The sequence below is a fragment of the Burkholderia sp. Bp9142 genome (genome assembly GCF_003853415.1).
In the GTDB taxonomy this organism is placed as follows: domain Bacteria; phylum Pseudomonadota; class Gammaproteobacteria; order Burkholderiales; family Burkholderiaceae; genus Burkholderia.
Genome location: NZ_QTPP01000004.1, coordinates 216,256 through 237,403 on the forward strand (window position 1 = coordinate 216,256; position 21,148 = coordinate 237,403).

The 21,148-nt window shown below is 65.0% G+C and carries 24 protein-coding genes, 2 tRNA genes and 2 pseudogenes; 12 read left to right on the forward strand and 16 right to left on the reverse strand.

The features are described 5' to 3' along the window. Window positions 1-47: 47 nt before the first annotated feature. Window positions 48-485: a PaaI family thioesterase gene (locus tag DIE22_RS06725; protein ID WP_124604768.1), complete on the reverse strand. Its 438-nt coding sequence runs from the start codon at window positions 483-485 to the stop codon at window positions 48-50. Between the two features lie 169 nt (window positions 486-654). On the opposite strand from DIE22_RS06725, the gene DIE22_RS06730 reads away from it, so the two are divergent. The 3 genes from DIE22_RS06730 (at window position 655) to DIE22_RS06740 (ending at window position 3,557) form a co-directional block, all read left to right on the forward strand. Then, window positions 655-1,149 (forward strand): winged helix-turn-helix transcriptional regulator, encoded by a 495-nt coding sequence (locus tag DIE22_RS06730; protein ID WP_124604769.1) that lies wholly within the window; start codon window positions 655-657, stop codon window positions 1,147-1,149. An 11-nt stretch (window positions 1,150-1,160) separates the two neighbouring features. Continuing rightward, complete coding sequence (locus DIE22_RS06735; RefSeq protein WP_409364680.1) at window positions 1,161-2,435, forward strand: IS256 family transposase; 1,275 nt, start codon at window positions 1,161-1,163, stop codon at window positions 2,433-2,435. A gap of 498 nt (window positions 2,436-2,933) precedes the next feature. Beyond that, complete coding sequence (locus tag DIE22_RS06740; RefSeq protein WP_409364625.1) at window positions 2,934-3,557, forward strand: phospholipase D family protein; 624 nt, start codon at window positions 2,934-2,936, stop codon at window positions 3,555-3,557. 162 nt (window positions 3,558-3,719) lie between these two features. On the opposite strand, the gene DIE22_RS06745 is transcribed toward DIE22_RS06740, so the two are convergent. Continuing rightward, on the reverse strand, window positions 3,720-3,944 hold the full coding sequence (locus DIE22_RS06745) for a hypothetical protein (RefSeq protein ID WP_124604770.1): 225 nt from the start codon (window positions 3,942-3,944) through the stop codon (window positions 3,720-3,722). 207 nt (window positions 3,945-4,151) lie between these two features. On the opposite strand from DIE22_RS06745, the pseudogene DIE22_RS06750 reads away from it, so the two are divergent. Next, window positions 4,152-4,700 (forward strand): annotated as a pseudogene (locus DIE22_RS06750) (GGDEF domain-containing protein); the annotation flags it as partial. Between the two features lie 46 nt (window positions 4,701-4,746). Here DIE22_RS06750 and DIE22_RS06755 read toward each other — a convergent pair. The 3 genes and pseudogenes from DIE22_RS06755 to DIE22_RS06765 all read right to left on the reverse strand — a co-directional run bounded on the left by DIE22_RS06755 (window position 4,747) and on the right by DIE22_RS06765 (window position 6,121). Continuing rightward, window positions 4,747-5,220 (reverse strand): VOC family protein, encoded by a 474-nt coding sequence (locus tag DIE22_RS06755; protein ID WP_124604771.1) that lies wholly within the window; start codon window positions 5,218-5,220, stop codon window positions 4,747-4,749. A gap of 299 nt (window positions 5,221-5,519) precedes the next feature. Beyond that, window positions 5,520-5,701 (reverse strand): annotated as a pseudogene (locus tag DIE22_RS39165) (hypothetical protein). Between the two features lie 111 nt (window positions 5,702-5,812). Further along, window positions 5,813-6,121, reverse strand: coding sequence for a phosphatidylserine/phosphatidylglycerophosphate/cardiolipin synthase (locus tag DIE22_RS06765; protein ID WP_124497619.1), 309 nt, complete (start codon window positions 6,119-6,121; stop codon window positions 5,813-5,815). 200 nt (window positions 6,122-6,321) lie between these two features. Between DIE22_RS06765 and DIE22_RS06770 the strand changes: the two genes are divergently transcribed. The 3 genes from DIE22_RS06770 (at window position 6,322) to DIE22_RS06785 (ending at window position 9,828) form a co-directional block, all read left to right on the forward strand. Next, a complete protein-coding gene (locus DIE22_RS06770) occupies window positions 6,322-7,065 on the forward strand; it encodes a DUF695 domain-containing protein (RefSeq protein WP_124604772.1) in 744 nt (247 codons plus the stop codon). Between the two features lie 576 nt (window positions 7,066-7,641). Continuing rightward, a complete protein-coding gene (locus DIE22_RS06775) occupies window positions 7,642-8,106 on the forward strand; it encodes a plasmid fertility inhibition factor family protein (RefSeq protein ID WP_124497618.1) in 465 nt (154 codons plus the stop codon). 663 nt (window positions 8,107-8,769) lie between these two features. After that, complete coding sequence (locus tag DIE22_RS06785; RefSeq protein ID WP_124497496.1) at window positions 8,770-9,828, forward strand: FkbM family methyltransferase; 1,059 nt, start codon at window positions 8,770-8,772, stop codon at window positions 9,826-9,828. 547 nt (window positions 9,829-10,375) lie between these two features. Here DIE22_RS06785 and DIE22_RS06790 read toward each other — a convergent pair. From DIE22_RS06790 to ssuD, 8 genes are all read right to left on the reverse strand, one after another. Beyond that, a tRNA-His gene (locus DIE22_RS06790) sits at window positions 10,376-10,451 on the reverse strand. Window positions 10,452-10,510: 59 nt separating this feature from the next. Continuing rightward, the gene (gene dusA, locus DIE22_RS06795) at window positions 10,511-11,497 is read right to left on the reverse strand and encodes a tRNA dihydrouridine(20/20a) synthase DusA (protein WP_260426623.1); all 987 of its coding nucleotides are present in this window, start codon (window positions 11,495-11,497) and stop codon (window positions 10,511-10,513) included. A gap of 126 nt (window positions 11,498-11,623) precedes the next feature. Then, entirely contained in the window at window positions 11,624-11,878 is a 255-nt protein-coding gene (locus DIE22_RS06800) for a hypothetical protein (protein WP_124497494.1), read from the reverse strand. A gap of 55 nt (window positions 11,879-11,933) precedes the next feature. Further along, on the reverse strand, window positions 11,934-12,131 hold the full coding sequence (locus tag DIE22_RS06805) for a hypothetical protein (protein WP_014897153.1): 198 nt from the start codon (window positions 12,129-12,131) through the stop codon (window positions 11,934-11,936). Between the two features lie 140 nt (window positions 12,132-12,271). Further along, window positions 12,272-12,487, reverse strand: a complete 216-nt coding sequence (locus DIE22_RS06810) for a molybdopterin-binding protein (protein WP_006400187.1) — start codon at window positions 12,485-12,487, stop codon at window positions 12,272-12,274. Window positions 12,488-12,544: 57 nt separating this feature from the next. Next, entirely contained in the window at window positions 12,545-13,504 is a 960-nt protein-coding gene (locus DIE22_RS06815) for an ATP-binding cassette domain-containing protein (protein ID WP_124497493.1), read from the reverse strand. Continuing rightward, the gene (gene ssuC / locus DIE22_RS06820; protein ID WP_124497492.1) at window positions 13,501-14,313 is read right to left on the reverse strand and encodes an aliphatic sulfonate ABC transporter permease SsuC; all 813 of its coding nucleotides are present in this window, start codon (window positions 14,311-14,313) and stop codon (window positions 13,501-13,503) included. Before ssuC ends, DIE22_RS06815 begins: the two co-directional genes overlap by 4 nt. A 16-nt stretch (window positions 14,314-14,329) precedes the next feature. Beyond that, window positions 14,330-15,487 carry an FMNH2-dependent alkanesulfonate monooxygenase gene (gene ssuD, locus DIE22_RS06825; RefSeq protein WP_124497491.1) on the reverse strand — a complete coding sequence of 386 codons (1,158 nt, stop codon included), beginning with the start codon at window positions 15,485-15,487 and terminating at the stop codon, window positions 14,330-14,332. Window positions 15,488-15,838: 351 nt separating this feature from the next. Here ssuD and DIE22_RS06830 point away from each other — a divergent pair, with 351 nt between their 5' ends. Continuing rightward, window positions 15,839-16,267, forward strand: a complete 429-nt coding sequence (locus DIE22_RS06830) for a hypothetical protein (RefSeq protein ID WP_124497490.1) — start codon at window positions 15,839-15,841, stop codon at window positions 16,265-16,267. A 120-nt stretch (window positions 16,268-16,387) separates the two neighbouring features. Here DIE22_RS06830 and DIE22_RS06835 read toward each other — a convergent pair whose 3' ends face one another. Genes DIE22_RS06835 through DIE22_RS06845 form a run of 3 tightly spaced genes read right to left on the reverse strand, consistent with a single transcriptional unit; the run spans window position 16,388 to window position 18,407 of the window. Further along, complete coding sequence (locus DIE22_RS06835) at window positions 16,388-17,536, reverse strand: enoyl-CoA hydratase/isomerase family protein (protein ID WP_124497489.1); 1,149 nt, start codon at window positions 17,534-17,536, stop codon at window positions 16,388-16,390. Window positions 17,537-17,567: 31 nt separating this feature from the next. Next, on the reverse strand, window positions 17,568-17,906 hold the full coding sequence (locus DIE22_RS06840; protein ID WP_124497488.1) for a multidrug efflux SMR transporter: 339 nt from the start codon (window positions 17,904-17,906) through the stop codon (window positions 17,568-17,570). A 3-nt stretch (window positions 17,907-17,909) separates the two neighbouring features. Next, window positions 17,910-18,407, reverse strand: a complete 498-nt coding sequence (locus tag DIE22_RS06845; protein ID WP_124497487.1) for a heme-degrading domain-containing protein — start codon at window positions 18,405-18,407, stop codon at window positions 17,910-17,912. A 215-nt stretch (window positions 18,408-18,622) separates the two neighbouring features. Here DIE22_RS06845 and DIE22_RS06850 point away from each other — a divergent pair. From DIE22_RS06850 to DIE22_RS06865, 4 genes are all read left to right on the forward strand, one after another. Continuing rightward, window positions 18,623-18,699 (forward strand) — tRNA-Met (locus tag DIE22_RS06850). 172 nt (window positions 18,700-18,871) lie between these two features. Further along, window positions 18,872-19,417 (forward strand): NUDIX hydrolase, encoded by a 546-nt coding sequence (locus DIE22_RS06855; RefSeq protein WP_057924364.1) that lies wholly within the window; start codon window positions 18,872-18,874, stop codon window positions 19,415-19,417. A gap of 11 nt (window positions 19,418-19,428) precedes the next feature. Further along, on the forward strand, window positions 19,429-20,193 hold the full coding sequence (gene aat / locus DIE22_RS06860; RefSeq protein WP_124604773.1) for a leucyl/phenylalanyl-tRNA--protein transferase: 765 nt from the start codon (window positions 19,429-19,431) through the stop codon (window positions 20,191-20,193). A 33-nt stretch (window positions 20,194-20,226) separates the two neighbouring features. After that, window positions 20,227-21,057 (forward strand): arginyltransferase, encoded by an 831-nt coding sequence (locus DIE22_RS06865; RefSeq protein WP_124604774.1) that lies wholly within the window; start codon window positions 20,227-20,229, stop codon window positions 21,055-21,057. Window positions 21,058-21,148: the final 91 nt, after the last annotated feature.

Below are 21,148 nucleotides of genomic sequence, written 5' to 3' on the forward strand. Positions count from 1 at the left end.
GATCACGTCGGACGGCCGGGCCGGCGCGCACGTCACCCCCCGCTCCGTTACTGCGGCCGCTGAATGAAGCAGGTCGCCGATGCGTGCGCGACGATCTTGTCGTCCGGCGTCTTCAGCGTGCCTTCCGCGACGCCGAGCGAACGCGACAGGTGAATCACGCGCCCTTCCGCGATCAGGTCGACGTCGCGCGGCACGGGGCGCAGCATCTTCACATGCAGGTCGACCGTGCCGTAGCCAACGCCCGCGTCGAGCATCGAATGCACCGCGCAGCCCGTGACGGAGTCGAGCACCGTCGCGGCGAACCCGCCGTGCACACCGCCGAGCGGATTCAGGTGGCGGCCGTCCGCACGCGCCGAAAACTTCACATAGCCGAGCTCGACGCCCAGCGGACGCATCGGGATCGTCTCGGAAATCGACGCGAGCGGCGCGTCGCCGGCCGCCGCGGCACGCAGCAGATCGAGACCGGACAGGGAAAGCGGATTCATCGGGTTGTCTCCGGGTTGAAGGCGCGTCGCCGCGCTATTAAGTTCTAAATTGGAACTCATTATCGGCAACGGTGCCGGCCATTGTCAACGCGGCCGCGCCTGTTGCAACCGAAGGCGGGTTCTATAATCGAACCCGCTATTTCGCTGAACCGACGCTAGAGACTCGACGATGAAATGGGATGACATCGGTACGCTGAACTGTTCGGTCGCGCGCACGCTCGCCGTGCTCGGCGATCGCTGGACCATGCTGATCCTGCGCAACGCGTTTCTCGGCTGCCGCCGCTTCGATGCGTTCCAGGCGCAACTGGGCCTCACGCGCCATGTACTGGCCGAGCGGCTCGCGCGCCTGGTCGACGAAGGCGTGCTGGTCAAGCGCGCGTATCAGGAGCGCCCGCCGCGCTTCGAATACCGGTTGACGGAAAAAGGCCTCGACCTCTATCCGGCCCTGCTCGCGCTGATGACATGGGGCGACCGCTGGAAGGACGACGGCCAGGGGCCGCCGGTGCAATTGCGCCATCGCACCTGTGGTCAGCTGATGCACGCAGTTGCAGTGTGCTCGGCGTGCGGCGAGCCACTCGATGCGCACGACGTGCAGCCGGAACCCGGGCCCGGATGGCGCGGACCTATCCGTGATTTCGTGGGCGAGGCATATCATGAGGTGTAAAGGCCATGGATATGCCGATGAAGAAGAAAAGACAAACTGTAGCGCGTCAGGCAGCGGCCCGAGGGCCGCTGCCTGAGCTGCCCAAGGAACTGCTGGACCAGTTGGTCAAGGGGCCGATGACGCCGGCCGAGGTGCAGGACCTGATGTTGGCGTTCAACAAGGCGGTCATCGAGCGCGCGATGGGCGCCGAGATGAATCTGCATCTGGGCTACCCTCCCGGCCAGCCCAAGCCTTCTGGTCAGGCCAACGAACGCAACGGCGCCAGCGGCAAGACGGTCATCACCGATCGTGGTCCGGTCCGGGTCGACGTGCCCCGTGACCGGGACGGCAGTTTCCAGCCGATCCTGATCCCCAAGCACGAGCGCCGTTTCACCGGCTTCGACGAACGCATCATCGCGATGTACGCCCGCGGCATGAGCGTGCGCGAGATTCAGGGATTTCTGGCCGAGCACTATGGCACCGAGGTTTCGCCCGACTTCATCAGCTCGGTCACTGACGAGGTGATGGCCGAAGCGTTGAGCTGGCAGAGTCGCCCGCTTGAGACGATGTATCCGGTCGTGTTCTTCGATGCGCTGCGGGTCAAGATCCGCGACGACGGCGTGGTCAGTAACAAGGCCGTCTATCTGGCCTTGGGCATTCAGGCCGATGGCCAGCGCGACGTGCTGGGCCTCTGGATCGAGCAGACCGAGGGCGCCAAGTTCTGGCTCAAGGTGTTCAACGAACTCAAGACGCGCGGCTGCCAGGACATCCTGATCGCCGTGGTCGACGGCTTGAAGGGGCTGACCGAGGCCATCAGCGCAGCCTATCCACGGACCACCGTTCAGACCTGCATCGTGCATCTGATCCGCAACAGTCTGGAGTACGCCAGCTACAAGGACCGGAAGGTACTCGCCGCAGCACTGCGCCCGATCTACGCGGCCGCCAGCGAAGACGCCGCAAGGCAGGCGTTACAGGACTTCGCTGACGGCCCTTGGGGGGAGAAATACCCGACCATCGTGCAATCGTGGCAGCGAGCATGGGAGCACGTCGTACCGTTCTACGTGTTCCCGCCGGAGATTCGACGACTTGTATATACGACAAACGCCATAGAAAGTCTGAACATGCAGTTGCGCAAGATCATCAAGACCCGGGGCCACTTCCCGAATGACGAGGCGGCGATCAAGCTGCTCTGGCTGGCGCTGCGCAACGTGCTGGCCAAGACCGTGCGGTCCGCCTTCGATTGGAAATCAGCGATGAACCAGTTTGCTATCCTGTTCGGAGAGCGATTTATGCAGGCGCGCGGATAACGTGCCGTTCAACCGCCTCGCCCACAAAAACGCGGACAGGTTCGATGGCGCGCATGCGAGGCAACGGGACCGCTCGATGCCTGACCCTTGATGCAGCGCTGCAGCGCAGCCTGCCGCGCGCGCATCGCATCGCAGCGCGGCCATCATGCATCCGCGTGTTGCATGCGTTTGCACCTGCCGAGCATTCGTGTTGCCGCGCCCGGTCTGCTGTTCCAACCTCATCAATCGCACAGCGTATTGAATCTGCACGAGCGCGTGCGCGCATTTCGTCATGCGGGGCCGTGTCGTTCCACTTGCGCACGCGCCCGTTCATCATCGACATCCGCCAACCGGCGCGACCATCCGGCCGATGCAGATACCACGCGGCATGATGAGCTTCGCCACGTCGACCACTGCAGGCCACCATGTCATCGCTCCCGTTCGCATCCGAACGTGACCGCGCCGCCATGTCTGCGTTACACTCACGGCCCGCTGTCTCAAAATCATTCGCTGTCCACGATGTTGTCGCGCAAACGCCTCGCCACCGCCTGCCTCGCCGCTTCCCTGCTCGCCACACCCTTTGCCGCCTTCGGCAAGACGCACAACGAATCGCTGCTGCAGCAGGCGATCGACTTCATCGCGCAGTTGCTGCCCGCCCCGACCCATGAAGCACCCGCGACGCAAGCCGTCGAATCGGCATTTTCGCCCGATGGCGGTGCCGAGGCGCTCGTGCTGAAGGCGATCGGCGCCGCGCGCACCTCGATTCGCGTGGCCGCCTATTCGTTCACGTCGCCGCCCGTCACGCGCGCGCTGCTCGCCGCGAAGCGGCGCGGCGTGAATGTCGCGGTCGTCGTGGACGACAAGGGCAATCGCGCGAAGAGCAGCAAGCAGGCGCTGAACCTGCTCGTCAACGCCGGCATTCCGACGCGCACGATCGACGCCTACGCGATCCACCACGACAAGTACCTCGTGATCGATGCCGAACATGTCGAGACCGGCTCGTTCAACTACAGCGCATCGGCAGCCAGCCGCAACTCCGAAAACGTCGTCGTGGTCTGGAACAATCCGCAGCTCGCGTCGCGCTACCTCGCGCACTGGCAAAGCCGCTTCGACCAGGGCGCGCCGTACCGCTCGTCGTACTGACGCATCGCCAGCACGCGATCGCAATCGGCGTGCGGCGCGGCCGACGCGCGTCGTTGCATGCATTCGCTCCGTGATGTCGTCAATGATCGGCGTGCATGACGCGCCAATCAACCTGGCCGAGTGGCCGGCACGCCAGGCGTGGCGGCACCGCGATCAGCGGCATCAATGCAATCGGTGATTGTCGGGCGCTCGCTCGGCGATCTGCGCGACGACACACCGGCCCGCCCGCGCATGCGCATCGCTTGCCGAAAGCTTCGGCAGATCGCGATTGCCGCCCGGCAGCGCGCCGAGTACGCAGTCCGTGCTGATGGCCAGCGTGTTCTGGACCATCGGATAGAGCAGGTACAGCGCAAACGCGAGATACCCCGCGTACAGAATCCGAACCATGGTGCGATAGATGAACGATTGATCTCACCCTGTTTACGGCGTCACGTCGGACAGCTTGAGGCACCGGACATCAAGTTGCGTGTCGTGCAGCTACGCATGACGTGTGAAGCACCTGCATCGCACCGACGGCCTGCCCCGCCCCATCGTGGCTGTGCAATGGAGAATGCGCGATGCTGTTCGACATGCAGTCGTGGAACGCGGCCGTATCGGGAACTCGCGCTGCTCGGCGATCTCGCGCACATGACCGAACGCGAAATCGCGGCGCTGCATCTCGCGACGACCGACGAGCTGACCCAACTGACGAACCGGCGCGGCTTCGAGATTCTCGCGCGTCACGTGCTGAGCCTGTGTGATCGCACGGGCCGGCACGCGGTATTGCTGTTCTTCGACCTGAACGGCTTCAAGGCGATCAACGATCGCTTCGGTCATGCCGAAGGCGACCGCGCGCTCAAGACTTTCGCGGACACGCTGACCGGTGCGCTGCGCGACAGCGACGTGATCGCCCGGCTCGGCGGCGACGAATTCGTCGTGCTGTCGAGCGCCGCCGATCCGGCCGAGGTCGGCGAGCCGATCGAACGCGTCACGCGGGCACTCGCGCTGCGCAACGCGGCCGACGCACGCGGCTATGCGATCCGGTTCAGTGTCGGCCACGTCGCATACGATCCCGCGCGGCATCACACGGTGGCCGACCTGCTCGAATCGGCCGATCGCCGCATGTACGAGGACAAGCAACGCAGCAAGGCCGCCGGCGCCTGAGCGCGGACGAACCGCGCGCCACGTCAGCCCGGTTCGCCCGGCGCGGTCAGCTTCCGCACGGCGGCGCGCTCGCCATCGCTTCCGCGATCTGCTCGGGCGTGAGATCGCGTTGATGGGTCGCCATCGACCAGCGATGGCCGAACGGATCCTCCACCTGCCCATAGCGATCGCCCCAGAACATGTCGGCGGCCGGCATCTTGACCGTTGCGCCGGCCGCGACGGCCTGCGCGATCGCCGCGTCGGTGTCCGGCACGAACAGGTGCAGGCAGACCGGCGTGCCTTTCAGCGCCTTCGGTCCGAGTGCGCCATGCTCCGGCATTTCATCCACGAGCATCAGCGTCGAATCGCCAATTGCGAGGCACGCGTGCGCAAGCCGGCCGTCCGGGGTCGGCAGGCGGAACCGTTCGGTCGCGTTGAACGCACGCTTGTAGAAATCGATGGCTGCGGCTGCGCCGGCGCAGATCAGATGCGGCGTCAGCGTGCGCATCCCTTCCGGGATCGGGTTGACGGACGTGGCCATGGGTGTCGCTCCTTCAGTCGGTTGTCGTGTCGAAAATCGGGACGGACGCACGATGCGCACGCCTCCAATGCCACGACGGACGGGCTCGACGGAAATCGACACGCGTGCCGAGATTTTTTTATTCGCTCGCGACAGGCCGGCCAGCACCGCGCTGATGATCGCCTTGCTTCTGAAACCGCGGCCGTCGACCCGCAGGGCCATCGGCAACGCGCCGGTCACCGTACCCGCAACCGGATCGACATGCCAGACGGAATCCTTGGTTGCGCTTGCCTGTTCGTTCATCGCGTCGGCCGCTCCCGTCAATTGCCTACCTTGACCGCGCCGTTGGACGTGCATTGACCGACCGCCCAGCGACTCTGCCCGCGAGGTGCGGTGCGAGACCGATTCCGCGAATCGGCATCGCCGGCGACGATGCGGGAACCGCGGCCGATGCGGTCTCGCGAGAGGGCTGTACCGATTCAGTCTGACAGGCCGCGAGCATCAGGCAGAGTGCAGTGGCCAACGGGGTGACTGTGTATCTGGCCGCGGTTTCGTGCGCGGCAGCGTGATTCGTTTTTGTGGACGGCTTGCGTGAACACGCGTCGAACGCCGCTCAGATCTGTGGAAGATCACGCAGCGTACGCGACTCGTTCGTGGCGTCGATGTCGAGTTCGATCCCTTCCGACGCGTCGCGATACAGCACGCGCTTCAGCCTCGGCCCCACCGCCGTTCCGTCCGCTTCGTCGAATACGGCGTGAACGTCGTTGCCCGCCGCAAGCGCGCGCGCCACTTCCGCCACCGACGCCTCGCTCGGCGTTGCCGCCCACGACCGGTCCGCCGGATTGACGGCTGCCCAGCGCACATGCGTCACGCGCGCACTGAGCACATCGATTCGGACACCATTCACCGCGAACATCGACATCGGAATCTCCTTCGAAACGGTTGCTGCCGAGCGAACGCCTGACGATGGAAGCCGGCGATCGCGCGATATCACGCGAATTCGACCGCCACCGCGGCCGGCAGGATGCGGGATCGTCCGCGCGGCGTCGGCCAGCGCGATTTTCGATGATACATTGGGACGCTTTGTAACCGTCAACAGACAATCGTGCACGGGAGAAACACATGACCGACGCCTGGGGAACCTTCCCTGCCAGAATGGGCGACCATCAGGCCTTCATCAGCTTCAATCACGGCTTTGCGGAAATCGCCGAAAGCGACCCGCGCACGTCGCTGCTCAGCGTGCGCGTCACGCTTGCGCATCTGACGCCCGACGGCCTGCCGAGCGGTGCCGAGTTCGCCGATCTCACGAAGATCGAGGATCTGTTGGACGCCGCCGTGACCGCGAAAAACGGCGTACAGGTCGGCCGCATCACGGTCGACGGCAACCAGGATTTCCTGTTCTACGTGCCGTTCGACGAGGAAGCCGCGGCCGAGATCATCGACTCGCTGGCCGAACAGACGACCTACGCACTTCAGTATGCATACCAGGACGATCCGGACAAGGAAACGTACTGGCGCACGCTCTATCCGACCGACGACGACTGGCAGCTGATGCGCGACATGCGCGTGCTCGAAGCACTGCGGCAGAAAGGCGACGTGAGCGATATCCGCCGGCGCGTGATGCACTGGGCCTACTTCCCGGAGCCGAGCGACGCGCACCAGTTCGCCGACTGGGCCGAGTCGAAAGGCTACCTGGTCGAATCGGTCGCACCGACCGAGGATGGCAAATCGGCCGTGCGGTTTGCGCACGAAGGCACGATGGCGCTGGCCGACATCACGCACCATACGCTCGAGATCAATCGCGAGATCCGCTCGCTCGGCGGAGAATACGACGGCTGGGAAACCAGCGTCGAGCAGGCAGGCTGATCCGGCTGACACACGCGTTGCGCGCGACCGGGCCTTGACGGGTCCGGGTCAAAAAGCATCCCGGCAGCGCGATCGCGCGCCGCCGGGACCCAGGCATCGCCGGCCGTAACCGGCGATGGGCCCAAGCGATTGCTCAGGCACGAGGAAAGCGATTCATGCGGATCAGGCGAACGGATGCCGGGACGCGAAGCGCCGCCTGCCGAACGCCTGTCCGGTTCTGCCGACGCGGCCTGCATGCGTCGGGCGGGCAAAAAGCCCCCGCTCCTGCGCGAGCGAGCGGGGAAACGGTTGACCGGGCCGGGGTAGAACGGTCAACCGGCCAGAGTGTGATCGTGGCCCGTGCAACCGTCTGTGCGGCAACTCACTCTTTCAACCGGAACGCTCCCGTCATATCGCGATAATCTCGCAAACTGTCGACATCGACTGAAAATGTCTGGCCGCATCCGTTCCGTGTCCGATTCCGCGCCGCGTTCTTTCGCGCGTGATTTCACTCCTGCTGTTCCGGACATCTGCGTGCTCCGCCGCCGCACTGCTAGACTCGGGCCACAAAGATCACATGCCCCACCCAAGGAAACCATGACACTCGCTCGGGCACAACATGACGGCGTCGATGTCTGGATCATCCAGCTTCCCGGACATGCCGCCTATGCCTATACGCATCTCAAGCGGGTATTCGCATCCGACGACTCGCGGCATCGCGTCGTGACGGTCGACCTGACGAAACTGCTCGCTTGCGCCGACCGCGACACGACCGACTACGTGCTGCCGTCGGTTCAGTACTGGGCGCCCGGCAAGGCCGCCGGCATCCGCGATTTCCTCGACCCGGCCAAGGCCCGGATTCCCGACATGCCGTTCATCACGTTTCGCGAAACAAGAACGCGGACGCTGCTCGGCATTCCGGGCCTGTCGAAAGTCGGCGTCGCGTCGTTCCGGAACGGCCAGCATCGCGCGCGCTATCTGGCGTATGCGGGGGCGACGAGCCTGCCCGTCGAGGTGCATGAAACGGAGGCGGATCTGCTCGTGCGGTATTGCGGCGAGTGACGGACGCGACGCTTCGTCGTTTGCGGAATGGGTCGTGCAGCGGGCAGCCGTTCGATTCGACGCCGACAGGCCGCCAGGCCTCGATCACGTAAATCCGGTCGGTGACCGACGTCCGGTCGATGAAGCTGGTTTCGACGCCCGTCAATCGCCAGCCGTTGTGCTCGTAGAAGCCGATTGTTTCGACTGCGGGCCGAATCGCAAATCGCGAATCGCATGAGATGCCGCACGACGGCGCCGCCGCCAAAAAAATGCCCCGACGCCTTCCAGGTCGTCGGGACCGAACGGCCCTGCAAAGCTGAGGGCACGAGGAACCGATACATTACACGAATGTAAGTATGTCAAGCATTGGCGCTTTACGCCAAGTCACTGGCTTATTCCGCCAATGTGCGGGGCAATGGGCATGCCGCGACGACCGCTTTGCTTTGCGGGTCCACGAACGACGCAGAGGTGACCGGGCAACAACGCTCGAATGGCGTGACGGCACCGAGTTGCGGCATCGAGAAGTCGAATGGGCCTCACCCTCGCGGCGCTCCTCGCAAGATCGCTCTTCGCCGAGCCCCGTAACGGAAAAGCGGCTGCGAGGCGGCTTGAGATAGTGTTGACGTTATACTTTCGACCGGCTTCAACGGCAATCCACAAACTTCTTTCTTTCGAGAGATAACTATGGAACGCAGTGTTGGCATTGGCGGAAGACGATGGCTCATCCAGGGCAACGACAGCGACAGCTATATAGCAAAGCTGACTGACCCATTCGAACCGCAACTTGTATCGATGCTTGCGGTATTGTGCGACAGCGGTGCGCAAGTACTCGATATAGGCGCCAATATCGGCTGCACCGCGCTCGCGCTTTCGCAGATTGTCAGTGACGGCAAAGTGGTCGCGTTTGAGCCGGTGCCGCGGACATTCGCGAATCTGTCCAAGAACGTTGGCATGATTTCCAACGTAGCGATACATAATTTCGCCCTCGGAAAACAGACCGGAACGCTGCCTATGCAAGGCTCCGAAGGCGATTCAGCTGGCGCATTCGTCGCCAACCAATTTCATATCGCCAATACGGGGTATTTCCAAGTTGATGTTCCGGTGCGCACGCTCGACGAGGCATTCCCTTCGCTCGGACTTGACCGCATCGATTTCATAAAGATCGATGTTGAAGGGTTTGAACTCGATGTATTCGAAGGCGGTCGCGAGACGCTACAGCGCTTCAAGCCTCGTGTTGTGCTGGAAATGAACCATTTCTGCCTCAATATGTTCCGGCGCATCACCTATCCGGAATTTCGTGAGCGGCTTTTGAGCATCTTCCCGTACGTATATGCCGTCGACGGTACTCGTTATCTAGATCTGACCGCAGAAGACGATGCATACGTAGTCGGCTACGAGCATACCCTGCAATTCCGATTTCCGAATCTCGTCGCCGGGTTCGACCGGACCGACCTCATCGCACGGCTTTCAACTCTCGATCGGGCCTCATACGTGCTTGCCGAAGCGCATCGCGTCGCAGCCGATTTCGATGCATATCGCGCGGCAGCCGAAGCGGAATCGAATCAGCTTCGATCGCAACTCGCGTCACATGATGCAGAGCGGGATAGCCTCGAAATTCAAGTTGCCTCCGGTGCAAAGCGCATTGACGAACTTGAGCGCGAGAAGCATGCACTCCTTGCCTCATCAAGTTGGCGCGTCACCGCGCCGCTCAGATGGCTGAAGTTGAAGGCAATGGGCCAGTGATCACGCCAGCTGCGATAACTTGATCTGGACATGCGATTGCGCCTGGATCAATTGACTGTCCCGTCTGCGCGACGATACCGAGTTTCACGAACTGCACCGTCACGGCATCCGCCGGGAAGATGTCGAGGTACCAATCGGGAAGCGGAAGGCAGGCGAACAACAGCGCGTGAAACTCGCGCAGTTGTTCGCGCGAGCTGAAAACCGTGATAGACGATGCACTCGCGCTACAGCGGACCACAAGCGTCCATCTCTTCGGCAACACAAGCCGAAGCGAACAGCCGGAGCGGTCGAATACGAACCGGTCGTGACTGATGCACTACTGCGAAAGGAAGCGCACGTCGTGGATGCTCGGGCTGGTCAAATGAGCGCATGATGCGGGAAACCCACGATCGCCGCCGTCAAATACGCGCAATGCGTAGAACCCAAAAACAAAAAACCCGCTCGATGGCGGGTTTCTCTTGGAAGATGAGCTTCCGTTTTTCCGAAAGCCCATCTTCCAAAACTTGCTGCGGGATCGGCTAATCGCGCTGCAAGTCATTGAATTTTTTGGGGTGGCTGATGGGACTCGAACCCACGACGACAGGAATCACAATCCTGGACTCTACCAACTGAGCTACAGCCACCACTGATACTACTTTGTTTCTTCGCTGTTTCGTTTCGTGTTCAGCAGCGAAGAACAAGATTATACGAAGACTTTTCCGTCTTGCAAAGCATTTTTTTCAAAATTTTCGAGAGCGTCGTTCAGATGCGCGCGCGCCTCGTCGAACACGGCCAGATCGGCGCGCGCGAGCTTCTTGTTGTCCGACAGCACGCGACGCCAACCGCGCGCACCCGCGACACCGCGATACAGCCCGAGTGCGTGCCGGACGATCGCACCGAGATACGTGCCGCGCTTCAGTTCCGCCGCGCAGTATTCGATCAGTTTCGCCTCGGCCTCTTCGCGCGTCGGCACCGCAGCGGTCGAACCATAGAAGCGCCCATCGACGCCCGCGAGCACATACGGGTTGTGATAAGCCTCGCGGCCGAGCATCACGCCGTCGACATGCTCGAGATGCTGCGCGACTTCGTCGAGCGTCTTGATCCCGCCGTTGATCACGATCTCCAGCGACGGGAAATCGCGCTTCAGCTGATACGCATAGTCGTACTTGAGCGGCGGGATCTCGCGGTTCTCCTTCGGCGACAGCCCCTTCAGGATCGCATTGCGTGCGTGCACGACGAACGTCTCGCAGCCCGCTTCCGCCACCTTGCCGACGAAGTCCCGCACGAATGCATAATCCTCGACAGCGTCGACACCGATCCGGTGCTTGACCGTGACCGGCACCGACACCGCATCGCACATCGCCTTCACGCAGTCGGCGACGAGTTGCGGCTCGTTCATCAGGCACGCGCCGAACGCACCGCGCTGCACACGCTCGGACGGACAGCCGCAATTCAGGTTGATCTCGTCATAGCCCCACTGCTCGCCGAGCTTCGCGGCGCGCGCGAGATCGTCCGGTTCGCTGCCGCCCAACTGCAGCGCGACCGGCGACTCGTTCGGCGCGAACGCGAGATGCCGCTGCGCGTCGCCGAACAGCAGCGCGCCCGTCGTGATCATTTCCGTATACAGCCACGTGTCGCGCGTCAGCGTGCGATGGAACGACCGGCAATGACGGTCGGTCCAGTCGAGCATGGGCGCCACGGAAACGCGGCGGGGAGGAAGCGAGGACGGTGCGGACATGGAATTCGGGGCAGCAAGCGGCGCGGGAAACAACCCGAGATTTTACCGCAACGCGACCCGACCGGCCCGGCAGCCTGACTAGACCGGCCCGCCCTCGCCCAGTTCGGCGTCGATGGCCCGCCGCGCCTCGTCGAGTACGCGCTCGATCACGCGCCGCTCGGTGAGCAGCATCCCGTCGACCTTCACGAGCCGCCAGTCGATCCGCACGGCCGCGCCTTCCAGCACGCGGTAGTGCGCATGCTCGCCGTCCCACACCTGCTCGGTCTTCACCTCGATCTCGTAGCCGCGGTACGGCTCGCTGAAATCGCCGAGATCACTGCCTCTCGGTTCCATCGCACGCTCCGTGGCGACGCAGCGCCAGGCCGCCTCGGCGGCCGGCGCCGTGCGCTCAATCGTATTCGTTAGACAAAATGGATTTGCCGTCGGCGGTCAGGTCGACGCGGTCGGCCGCCGCCTGGTAGATCAGCCCTTCGTTCAGCAACGCATAGACGACATCGTCGAACGCGGCCGGAACCGGCCGGCTGTCGCCGAACTGGTCGATCCACTTCAGCGCCTCGATGGCTTCGGGAGAAAGGATGGGGGTCATGCGTTGGCCTCCGGCGTCGGTGTCGTTCCATCCTAGCACTTCATCCGGACGCCGAATACCGAGGCAAACGCGCGACGCGAAAGCCGGTGCGTCGCGGACGGACAGACCGCCCGCGCCACCCCGGCACGGAAGACCCGCGCTCAGAGGCGCGCGATCGACACTTCGGTGGACTTCACGAGCGCGACGACTTCCGCGCCGACCTTCAGCTCGAGTTCGTCGACCGAACGCGTCGTGATCACCGACGTGACGATGCCGAACGGCGTCTCGACGTCGACCTCGGACACCACCGGCCCGCGAATGATCTCCTTCACCTTGCCTTTGAACTGGTTACGCACGTTGATTGCAGTGATGCTCATCGGGTTGATCGCTCCGAAGAAAAAAGTCTGAGAACAGGCGGCCGGTGCCGCCCGGAATTAAACGGCCCAGCGAATCTGCCCGACCGGTCGTACGTGATCGACTTCAAGCGCCGTGCGCTGATCGGCCCCGCCGGCGCCACCGGCGAGCACGCGTTGCAGCACACGGTCTTCCAGCGCGGCGAACGCGGCCGATGCGCGCGCACGCGGCCGGTCGAGCGGCACCGGCTGATCGAGGGCGACCCGCCCCTGCTCGATCAGCAGGATGCGGTCGCCGAGCGCGACGGCTTCCTGCACGTCGTGCGTGACGAGCAACGCGGTGAACCGATGCTCGCGCCACAACCGCTCGATCAGCGCATGCATCTCGATCCGGGTCAGCGCGTCGAGCGCGCCGAGCGGCTCGTCGAGCAGCAGCAGTTGCGGCCGGTGCACGAGCGCCCGCGCGAGCGCGACGCGCTGCCGCTGGCCGCCCGACAACTGCGCGGGCCAGTCGTTCGCCCGCTCGAGCAGCCCGACTTCGTCGAGCACCGCGCGTGCCTGATCGCGCGCGCCGCGACCAAGGCCCAGCATCACGTTCTGCAGCACGGTCTTCCACGGCAGCAACCGTGCATCCTGGTACATGATCCGCGTGTCGAGCGTGCCGCCGCCCTCGCCGCGCGTCACGAGCGCACCGCTGCTCGGCGCCTCGAGCCCTGCGACGAGGCGCAGCAGCGTGGATTTCCCGCAGCCGCTGCGGCCGACGATCGCGACGAAGCTGCCGCGCGCGATGCCGAGTTCGACGTTGTCGAGCACGGTCCGTGTGCCGAAACGCTTGCTGACACCCGACAGCGTCACCGCGTCGTCCTGTGCCGGGCTGCCGGTGCGCCGCCGTGCAAGCGGAACGACGGATGCGCCGCCGTCCCGATCGACGATCGCCGCATCCCGTGCGTCGTCGTCGGTCACGCGCGCCTGCGCCAGTTCGGCCTCGAGGTCTGCGCCGGCGAGCGGGCCGTAGGCGGCCGCCGAAGTGGTCGCATTCATGCCTTTGCTCCTGATTGATAAGCGGGGTGCCAGCGCAGCGTCACGCGCTCGATCCATTTCGCCAGCACGTCGGCCAGCTTGCCGAGCACCGCATACAGCAGGATGCCGACCACCACCACATCGGTTTGCAGGAATTCGCGCGCGTTCATCGTCATGTAGCCGATGCCCGACTGCGCGGAAATCGTTTCCGCGACGATCAGCATCACCCACATCAGCCCGAGCGCGAAGCGCACGCCGACGAGAATCGACGGCAATGCGCCGGGCAGGATCACGTCGCGATACAGCGCGAAGCCGCGCACGCCGTAGCTCTTCGCCATCTCGATCAGGTTCGCGTCGACCGAGCGGATCCCGTGATACGTGTTGATGTAGACCGGAAAGAACACGCCGAGCGCGACGAGGAACAGCTTCGCCTTCTCGTCGATGCCGAACCACAGGATCACGAGCGGAATCATCGCGAGCGCGGGGATGTTGCGGATCATCTGGATCGTCGAATCGAGCGCGACCTCTGCCGCTTTCGACAGGCCGGTCGCGAGCCCGAGCGCCAGGCCGACGCCGCCGCCGATCGCGAAACCGAACAGCGCGCGCCAGGTACTCACCTTCACGTTCGCCCACATCTCGCCCGAGGTCACGAGCGACCACGCGGCGCGCACGACCGCCACCGGTTCGGGCAGCACGCGGGTCGACAGCCAGCCGACGCGCGCGCCGATCTCCCATGCGGCCAGCAGCGCGAGCGGCACGAGCCACGGCGCGATACCGCGCCACGTGCGAGCGGCCACGGCGGCAGCGGCCGTCGACGTTTTCGTTGTCATCGCAGGCCTCCTTCGCTCAGCTCTGGCTTGCCTTAGGCAGGTAGTTGTTGCCGACGATCTCGCCGAACGGACCCGACAGCGGGCCGGACGGCCGCTTTGCACCCTCGCCCTTGATCAGCGGGAACACGAGCTCGGCAAAACGGTAAGACTCCTCGAGGTGCGGATAGCCGGACAGGATGAACGTCTCGATGCCGAGGTCCGCGTATTCGCGCATGCGCTCCGCGACCTGCTCGGGATTGCCGACGAGCGCGGTACCGGCGCCCCCACGTACGAGCCCGACACCGGCCCACAGGTTCGGATACACCTCGAGCGCCTCGCGGCCGCCGCGCTTGCCGCCGTGCAACGCGGCCATCCGGCGCTGGCCTTCCGAATCCATGTTCGAGAATGCCTTCTGCGCACGGGCGATCGTCTCGTCGTCGAGACGGCTGATGAGGCGCTCGGCATCGCGCCATGCTTCGTCCTCGGTCTCGCGCACGATCACGTGCATGCGGATGCCGAACCGGATCTTGCGGCCGCGCGATTCGGCGCGCGCACGGATGTCGGCGATCTTCTTCGCGACGGCCTCGGGCGGCTCTCCCCAGGTCAGATAGGTGTCGATGTGATCCGCGGCGATCGCGTGCGCGGCCGGCGACGACCCGCCGAACCACAACGGCGGATGCGGACGCTGCACGGGCGGGTAAAGCGCCTTGCCGCCCTTCGACTGAAGGTGCTTGCCGATGTAGTCGAAGCCGCCGTTGTCGTGCGATGCGGCAAGCAGCCCGCGCCAGATGTGCAGGAAATCGTCGGTGATCTCGTAGCGCGTGTCGTGATCGGCGAACAGTCCATCGCCTTCGAGCTCGGCGGCATCGCCCCCCGTCACGACGTTGATCAGCAGGCGGCCGCCCGACAGGCGGTCGAAGGTCGCGGCCATCCGCGCGGCCAGCCCCGGCGATGCAATGCCCGGACGCACCGCGACCAGGAACTTCAGGCGCTGCGTCGCCGGAATCAGGCTCGACGCGACGACCCACGCATCCTCGCAGGAACGGCCGGTCGGCAGCAGCACGCCTTCATAGCCGAGCGTGTCGGCCGCGACGGCGATCTGCTTGAAATAATCGTAGTCCGCGGCGCGCGCGCCTTCGGCGGTGCCGAGATAACGGCTGTCGCCGTGCGTGGGGATAAACCAGAAAACATTCATCTGCTGCTCCTGCTTGACTGTTCTTGCCGGAATCTGGATAAAACGAGGCCTACTCGCGTCGCGGACGAGCGACGCATGCATGGTGTGCGTTCGAATCGGGATGGCTCGCCGGTCGGGCCGTGCAGCGGGCGAGTACGCGATTGCACGGCTGTTTCTGGGAAATCAGTCTATGGATCGGTGCAGGGCTTTGGAACGATTTTTTTGAGCTTAGGTTTTCCGCTTTCGTGATTAGCACGACGCTCCAGCGAATATCGCGTCGGCCGGGCCCTAGCCGGGCCCTATAATGACGCACCTGTCCGAATAACTTCGCGCGTACGGCCCCGGCCGTACGCGCCTGCAATGCACTCATCGATGCAGAAAGTCATCCTGCCGTTCCTGTCCGGCTTCCTGGCCGCCCTCTTCTTTCGCGAAGCGACGCTCGCGCTCCTGCACACGGCCGACCTGATCGCCGCAGCCGGCTTCTCCACGCAACCGTTCGCGCCGCTCGGCATTCCTGAATTTGTCGCGAACGCGCTGATCAGCGCGTGCTGCGCGATCCCGATGGCGTGGCTGCTGCGCGTGTCGCCGGAGCGCGAGGCGCCGTGGATCGGCGCGCTGGTGTTCGGCGGCATCGTGCTGACGGCCGCACGCGTGTTCGCGATCGATCCGCTGCGCGGGATCTGGCCATCGGGCAACATGATGCCGGTGCTCACAGCCGGTTTCGCGGCGAACGCGCTCTGGGGTTTCGGCGCGCTCGTGTTCATGCGTGCGTTCATGTCGGACGACGCCGGCGCCGATTGACGTACGTCTTGCGGCGAGGCGCGGCCCGCCGCCGCCGAGCTCGATCGGCATCCGCCAGTGAAAAGGCCGCCTGCATGTGCAGGCGGCCTTTTTTGCTTTTCACGTCGATACCGCGGCGCGTCAGTCCTTGAGGTTGCGCAGCGGGTGCGTGTCGGGCGTCCACGGGCTGTCGAACATCGCGAGCACGTCGGCCCGGTCGATATCGGCGGTCGACTTGAAGCGCCAGACCGGCTGGTGGTCCTTGTCGACGATCAGCGCGCGCACGCCTTCGATCACGTCGCCGTGCGCAAACGTCGAACGCGTGAGGTCGAGATCGCGCCGCAGGCAATCGGCCATCGTCGCGCCACGGGCCCGTTCGACGACTTCGAGCGATACGGCCATCGACAGCGGCGACAGCTGGCTGCGCATCGCGTGGGTCGCCTTCTCGACCCATCCGTCGACGGCCGCGCAATCCTGCTCGGCGTCGAGCGACGCGAGGATCGCACCGATGTCGGCTTGCGCGAAATGCCGATCGATCCCGGCACGCGCGTCGGCCAGCGCCGACGTGTCGGGCGTCGGCACGACCCTGTGCGCGGCAGCCGCGTCGGCCACGCACGCGACGGCCTGCGCCCCGCTGTCGATGCGCGCGCTACGCAGCGTATCGAGCAGCGCCGGCAGCGCGGCATCGGGCAGGTAGACGTCGGCGAGCTGCGCATACAGTGCGCCGGCCGCGTCGAGCGTCGCGCCGGTCACCGCGAGATAGCGGCCGATCGCGCCCGGCGTGCGCGCGAGAAACCAGCTCATCCCGACATCCGGGAACAGGCCGATGCGCGTTTCGGGCATCGCCACCTTCGTCGAATCGGTGACGACACGCAAGCCGCCCGTATGCCGCGCCGCCTGCGAAATACCCATGCCGCCGCCCATCACGACGCCGTGCATCAGCGCGATGTACGGTTTCGGATAGGCGAAGATCGTGTGATTGAGCGTGTATTCCTCGATGAAGAACATGTCCACCGCATCGCGGTCGCCGCGCTGCCACGCGTCGTGAAAGAAGCGCACGTCGCCGCCCGCGCAGAACGCCCGCGGATGCGGGCTGTGCACGACGACGGCGACCACGTCGGCGTCGTCACGCCACGCGTCGAGCGCCTGCTGCATCAGGCGGATCATCCCGACCGACAGCGCGTTCAGCGCCTTCGGCCGGTTCAGTTCGAGATAGCCGATGCGGTTCGAGACATACGCGCGCACGTCGGGCTGGGCGGCGTCGGCGGAAGCGGAAGTGGAATCGGTCATGTGAGCCATCCGGCGTATCGCGGGCGCACGCTCAGTGCGCCTGCATCTTCGAGAACAGGTTCAGCACCACGACGCCCGAGACGATCAGCCCGAGGCCGATCACCGCCGGCAGGTCCGGCACCTGACGATAGAGCAGCATCGCGACGAGCGTGATCAGCACGATGCCGGCGCCCGACCACACCGCATAGATGATGCCGACGGGCATCGTGCGCAGCGTGAGCGACAGACAGTAGAACGCGATGCCGTAACCGGCCACGACGAGCGCCGACGGCCAGAAGCGTGTGAAGCCGTCCGCCGCGCGCAGCGCGGACGTGCCGATCACTTCCGCGACGATCGCGATCGCGAGCCATGCGTAACCCGGAAGCTGCATCGCTCAGCTCCTCGCAAGCGCCAGCACGGCATAGTCCTGCCCGAGTTCGGCGCACAGCGCTTCGACGACGAACTCGTGATCCGCGCGCTGCGGCAGCCCCGATGCCGTGATCGAGCCGATCACGCCGGCCCCCGCGACGGTCAGCGGAAACGCGCCGCCGTGCGGCGAATACTCGGAGACCGGCAGCCCGTGCTTGTCCGCGAGCGTGGCGCCGGCCTGCTGCATGCGCAAGCCGATCGCATACGAGCTGCGGCGGAAATGCGCGACGACATTGCGCTTGCGGCGCACCCAGTCGGCGTTGTCGGGCGTCGCGCCGGCGAGCGCCGCGTAGAACAGCGGCTGGCCGAACGTGACGATGTCGATCGCGATCGCGTGACCGCGCGAGGTCGCGAGCGCATGCATCCGGTTGCCGAGCGCCCAGGCACGAGCCGGGTCGAAATGGGGAAACACGAGCGCCTGTTCCTGAGCGCCGATCGATTGCAGATCGTGAGCGATGTCCATGAATCCGTCGATGCAGTAGTGAGTGGTGCAACGGCACCGACGCAATTCGCGCACGACTCCGCTGCAGGAATGAACCGCACATGCAAACCGCTCGATTCTAGCGCACGCGCCTGCCGTACCGGCCCTACAAGGGCCCCGCCCGTGATTGCATCGCGATTGTGAGAAAGTGCTTGCAAGCATTCGGGTTAGTCCATATAATTCATTTCTTCGACGGACGCGGGGTGGAGCAGTCTGGCAGCTCGTCGGGCTCATAACCCGAAGGTCGTAGGTTCAAATCCTACCCCCGCAACCAACGTCCCGATTCATGCAAAAAGCCCGGCCCTGCGCCGGGCTTTTTGTTTTTTCGCGCCCGATCCCGCGCACCGCACGTTGCGCTGCGCGCGGCACGCCGCACACACGCGGTCGCGTTCGAGAATGCCTCGCCCCGGTGATACACTCGCATCACCTCGTCCCTTCCACTCGTCATGAAATTCTGCTCCGTCTGCGGTCACGAAGTCATCGCGCGCATTCCTCCGGGCGACAACCGCGAGCGCTTCATCTGCGATCACTGCGGCACGATCCATTACCAGAATCCGCGCAACGTGGTGGGCACGGTACCGGTCTGGGGCGATCAGGTCCTGCTGTGCCGCCGCGCGATCGAACCGCGCTACGGATTCTGGACGCTGCCGGCGGGCTTCATGGAAATGGGCGAGACGACGGCCGAAGCCGCCGCGCGCGAAACGCTCGAGGAAGCCGGCGCGCGCGTCGAGGTGCAGAATCTGTTCACGCTGCTCAACGTGCCGCACGTGCATCAGGTCCATCTGTTCTATCTGGCGCGGCTCACCGATCCGGCTTACGAGGCCGGCGAGGAAAGCCTCGAAGTCAAGCTGTTCGACGAAGCCGACATTCCGTGGGACGAGATCGCGTTCCCGACCGTCAGCCAGACCCTGCGCTTCTTCTTCGCCGATCGCGCCGCCGGCGACTATGGCGTGCATACCGGCGATATCTTCCGCTCGCTGCGCAACGGCTGAGCCCGCGCCCCATGGTCCCCTGGCTCGGCCCGGACGATCCGTTTCCGCCCATTGAACGCGCGCTCGGTCCTGCAACCGGCGCGCCGGGGCTGCTCGCCGCGAGTGCCGACCTGCTGCCGTCGCGCCTGATCGACGCCTACCTGCGCGGCATCTTCCCGTGGTATTCGGATGGCCAGCCCGTGCTGTGGTGGAGCCCCGACCCGCGGATGATCCTCGCACCGGCCGAATTCAAGGTATCCCCATCGCTGCGCAAGACGCTCAGGCGCGTGCTGCGCGACCCGACGTGGGAAGTGCGCGTCGATCATGACTTTCCGGGCGTGATGCGCGCGTGCGCGCAGGCGCCGCGCCGCGGGCAGCGCGGCACCTGGATCACGGCCGAGATCATCGACGCGTATACATCGCTCTACCGGTCCGGCAACGCGCACAGCATCGAGACGTGGCACGACGGGCGCCGCGTCGGCGGCCTCTACGGCGTCGCGTTCGGGCGGATGTTCTTCGGCGAGTCGATGTACGCCGACGCCACCGATGCGTCGAAGATCGCGCTGGCGACGCTCGTCGCCCACCTTCGCGAGCAGGGGCTGGAGATGATAGACTGCCAGCAGAATACGTCGCATCTAGCGTCGCTCGGCGGCCGCGAGATCGCACGCAAGGCCTTTGTCGCTCACGTGCGCCGCGCGGTAGCCGAACCGCCGATTCCGTGGCAGTTCGACAAGCGCGTGCTCGCCGCGCTGACGGGCCCCGCCGAAACGGCGGCGCCCTCCGGGACCGAGCGCTAGCGCGGCACTCCCTCCCTGCATCGAGAGCTGCCCATGACTCACCCGACTGAGCTGCCGCTTTCACCGCTTTCGGCGCTGCAATTCTATGCAACGGCGCCCTATCCGTGCAGCTATCTGGACGGCCGCATCGCGCGCTCGCAAGTCGCGACGCCGAGCCACCTGATCAACTCCGACATCTATACCGAGCTCGTCAAGGCAGGCTTCCGGCGCTCGGGCGTGTTCACCTACCGCCCGTACTGCGACGGCTGCCGTGCCTGCGTACCGGTGCGGGTGCCGGTCTGCGCGTTCACGCCGTCGCGCACGCAGCGCCGGATGTGGAAGCGGCACCGCGCGCTCGTCGCGACGGTCTCGCCGCTGCACTACGACGAGGAGCACTACGCGCTCTACATGCGCTACCAGTCCGCGCGCCACGCGGGCGGCGGCATGGACCGCGACAGCCGTGACCAGTACGAGCAGTTCCTGCTGCAGAGCCGGATCAATTCGCGCCTCGTCGAATTCCGCGACCTCGACGCGCCGGGCGGCGAACCCGGCAAGCTGCGCATGGTCAGCATGATCGACATCCTCGGCGACGGACTGTCGTCGGTCTACACGTTCTTCGAACCCGACGACCAGCACACGAGCTACGGCACCTACAACATCCTGTGGCAGATCGAGCAGGCGAAGAGCCTCGGCCTGCCGTACGTGTATCTCGGCTACTGGATCCGCGAGAGCCCGAAGATGGCCTACAAGGCGAACTTCCATCCGCTCGAAGGATTGCTCGACGGCCGCTGGAAAATCCTCGATCCCGAGCGGGTCGACCTGCCGCCGGTCGACGCGGCACTGGCCCGCGCACCGCTGCCGGGCGGACATTCCGGGTCGGGTTGACGGGCCGCTCCCGCGGCGCGGCTTCGCGCCTGCAACGGGCACCGTTTCCGCCCATGCACGCGCCGCCGCACCGCACGAGAAGCGCCGCCGC

What these genes read in the sequence shown, in the direction of transcription:
- DIE22_RS06785 (WP_124497496.1), top strand. Translation starts at nt 8,770, where the DNA reads ATGGAACGCAGTGTTGGCATTGGCGGAAGACGATGGCTCATCCAGGGC.
- DIE22_RS06865 (WP_124604774.1), top strand. Translation starts at nt 20,227, where the DNA reads ATGACTCACCCGACTGAGCTGCCGCTTTCACCGCTTTCGGCGCTGCAA.
- DIE22_RS06855 (WP_057924364.1), top strand. Translation starts at nt 18,872, where the DNA reads ATGAAATTCTGCTCCGTCTGCGGTCACGAAGTCATCGCGCGCATTCCT.
- DIE22_RS06840 (WP_124497488.1), bottom strand. Translation starts at nt 17,906, where the DNA reads ATGCAGCTTCCGGGTTACGCATGGCTCGCGATCGCGATCGTCGCGGAA.
- DIE22_RS06775 (WP_124497618.1), top strand. Translation starts at nt 7,642, where the DNA reads ATGACACTCGCTCGGGCACAACATGACGGCGTCGATGTCTGGATCATC.
- DIE22_RS06810 (WP_006400187.1), bottom strand. Translation starts at nt 12,487, where the DNA reads ATGAGCATCACTGCAATCAACGTGCGTAACCAGTTCAAAGGCAAGGTG.
- ssuD (WP_124497491.1), bottom strand. Translation starts at nt 15,487, where the DNA reads ATGAATGTTTTCTGGTTTATCCCCACGCACGGCGACAGCCGTTATCTC.
- DIE22_RS06735 (WP_409364680.1), top strand. Translation starts at nt 1,161, where the DNA reads ATGCCGATGAAGAAGAAAAGACAAACTGTAGCGCGTCAGGCAGCGGCC.
- DIE22_RS06765 (WP_124497619.1), bottom strand. Translation starts at nt 6,121, where the DNA reads ATGTCGATGTTCGCGGTGAATGGTGTCCGAATCGATGTGCTCAGTGCG.
- DIE22_RS06740 (WP_409364625.1), top strand. Translation starts at nt 2,934, where the DNA reads ATGTTGTCGCGCAAACGCCTCGCCACCGCCTGCCTCGCCGCTTCCCTG.
- DIE22_RS06800 (WP_124497494.1), bottom strand. Translation starts at nt 11,878, where the DNA reads ATGGAACCGAGAGGCAGTGATCTCGGCGATTTCAGCGAGCCGTACCGC.
- DIE22_RS06730 (WP_124604769.1), top strand. Translation starts at nt 655, where the DNA reads ATGAAATGGGATGACATCGGTACGCTGAACTGTTCGGTCGCGCGCACG.
- DIE22_RS06805 (WP_014897153.1), bottom strand. Translation starts at nt 12,131, where the DNA reads ATGACCCCCATCCTTTCTCCCGAAGCCATCGAGGCGCTGAAGTGGATC.
- ssuC (WP_124497492.1), bottom strand. Translation starts at nt 14,313, where the DNA reads ATGACAACGAAAACGTCGACGGCCGCTGCCGCCGTGGCCGCTCGCACG.
- DIE22_RS06845 (WP_124497487.1), bottom strand. Translation starts at nt 18,407, where the DNA reads ATGGACATCGCTCACGATCTGCAATCGATCGGCGCTCAGGAACAGGCG.
- DIE22_RS06725 (WP_124604768.1), bottom strand. Translation starts at nt 485, where the DNA reads ATGAATCCGCTTTCCCTGTCCGGTCTCGATCTGCTGCGTGCCGCGGCG.
- dusA (WP_260426623.1), bottom strand. Translation starts at nt 11,497, where the DNA reads ATGCTCGACTGGACCGACCGTCATTGCCGGTCGTTCCATCGCACGCTG.
- DIE22_RS06815 (WP_124497493.1), bottom strand. Translation starts at nt 13,504, where the DNA reads ATGAATGCGACCACTTCGGCGGCCGCCTACGGCCCGCTCGCCGGCGCA.
- DIE22_RS06745 (WP_124604770.1), bottom strand. Translation starts at nt 3,944, where the DNA reads ATGGTTCGGATTCTGTACGCGGGGTATCTCGCGTTTGCGCTGTACCTG.
- DIE22_RS06830 (WP_124497490.1), top strand. Translation starts at nt 15,839, where the DNA reads ATGCAGAAAGTCATCCTGCCGTTCCTGTCCGGCTTCCTGGCCGCCCTC.
- DIE22_RS06755 (WP_124604771.1), bottom strand. Translation starts at nt 5,220, where the DNA reads ATGGCCACGTCCGTCAACCCGATCCCGGAAGGGATGCGCACGCTGACG.
- DIE22_RS06770 (WP_124604772.1), top strand. Translation starts at nt 6,322, where the DNA reads ATGACCGACGCCTGGGGAACCTTCCCTGCCAGAATGGGCGACCATCAG.
- aat (WP_124604773.1), top strand. Translation starts at nt 19,429, where the DNA reads ATGGTCCCCTGGCTCGGCCCGGACGATCCGTTTCCGCCCATTGAACGC.
- DIE22_RS06835 (WP_124497489.1), bottom strand. Translation starts at nt 17,536, where the DNA reads ATGACCGATTCCACTTCCGCTTCCGCCGACGCCGCCCAGCCCGACGTG.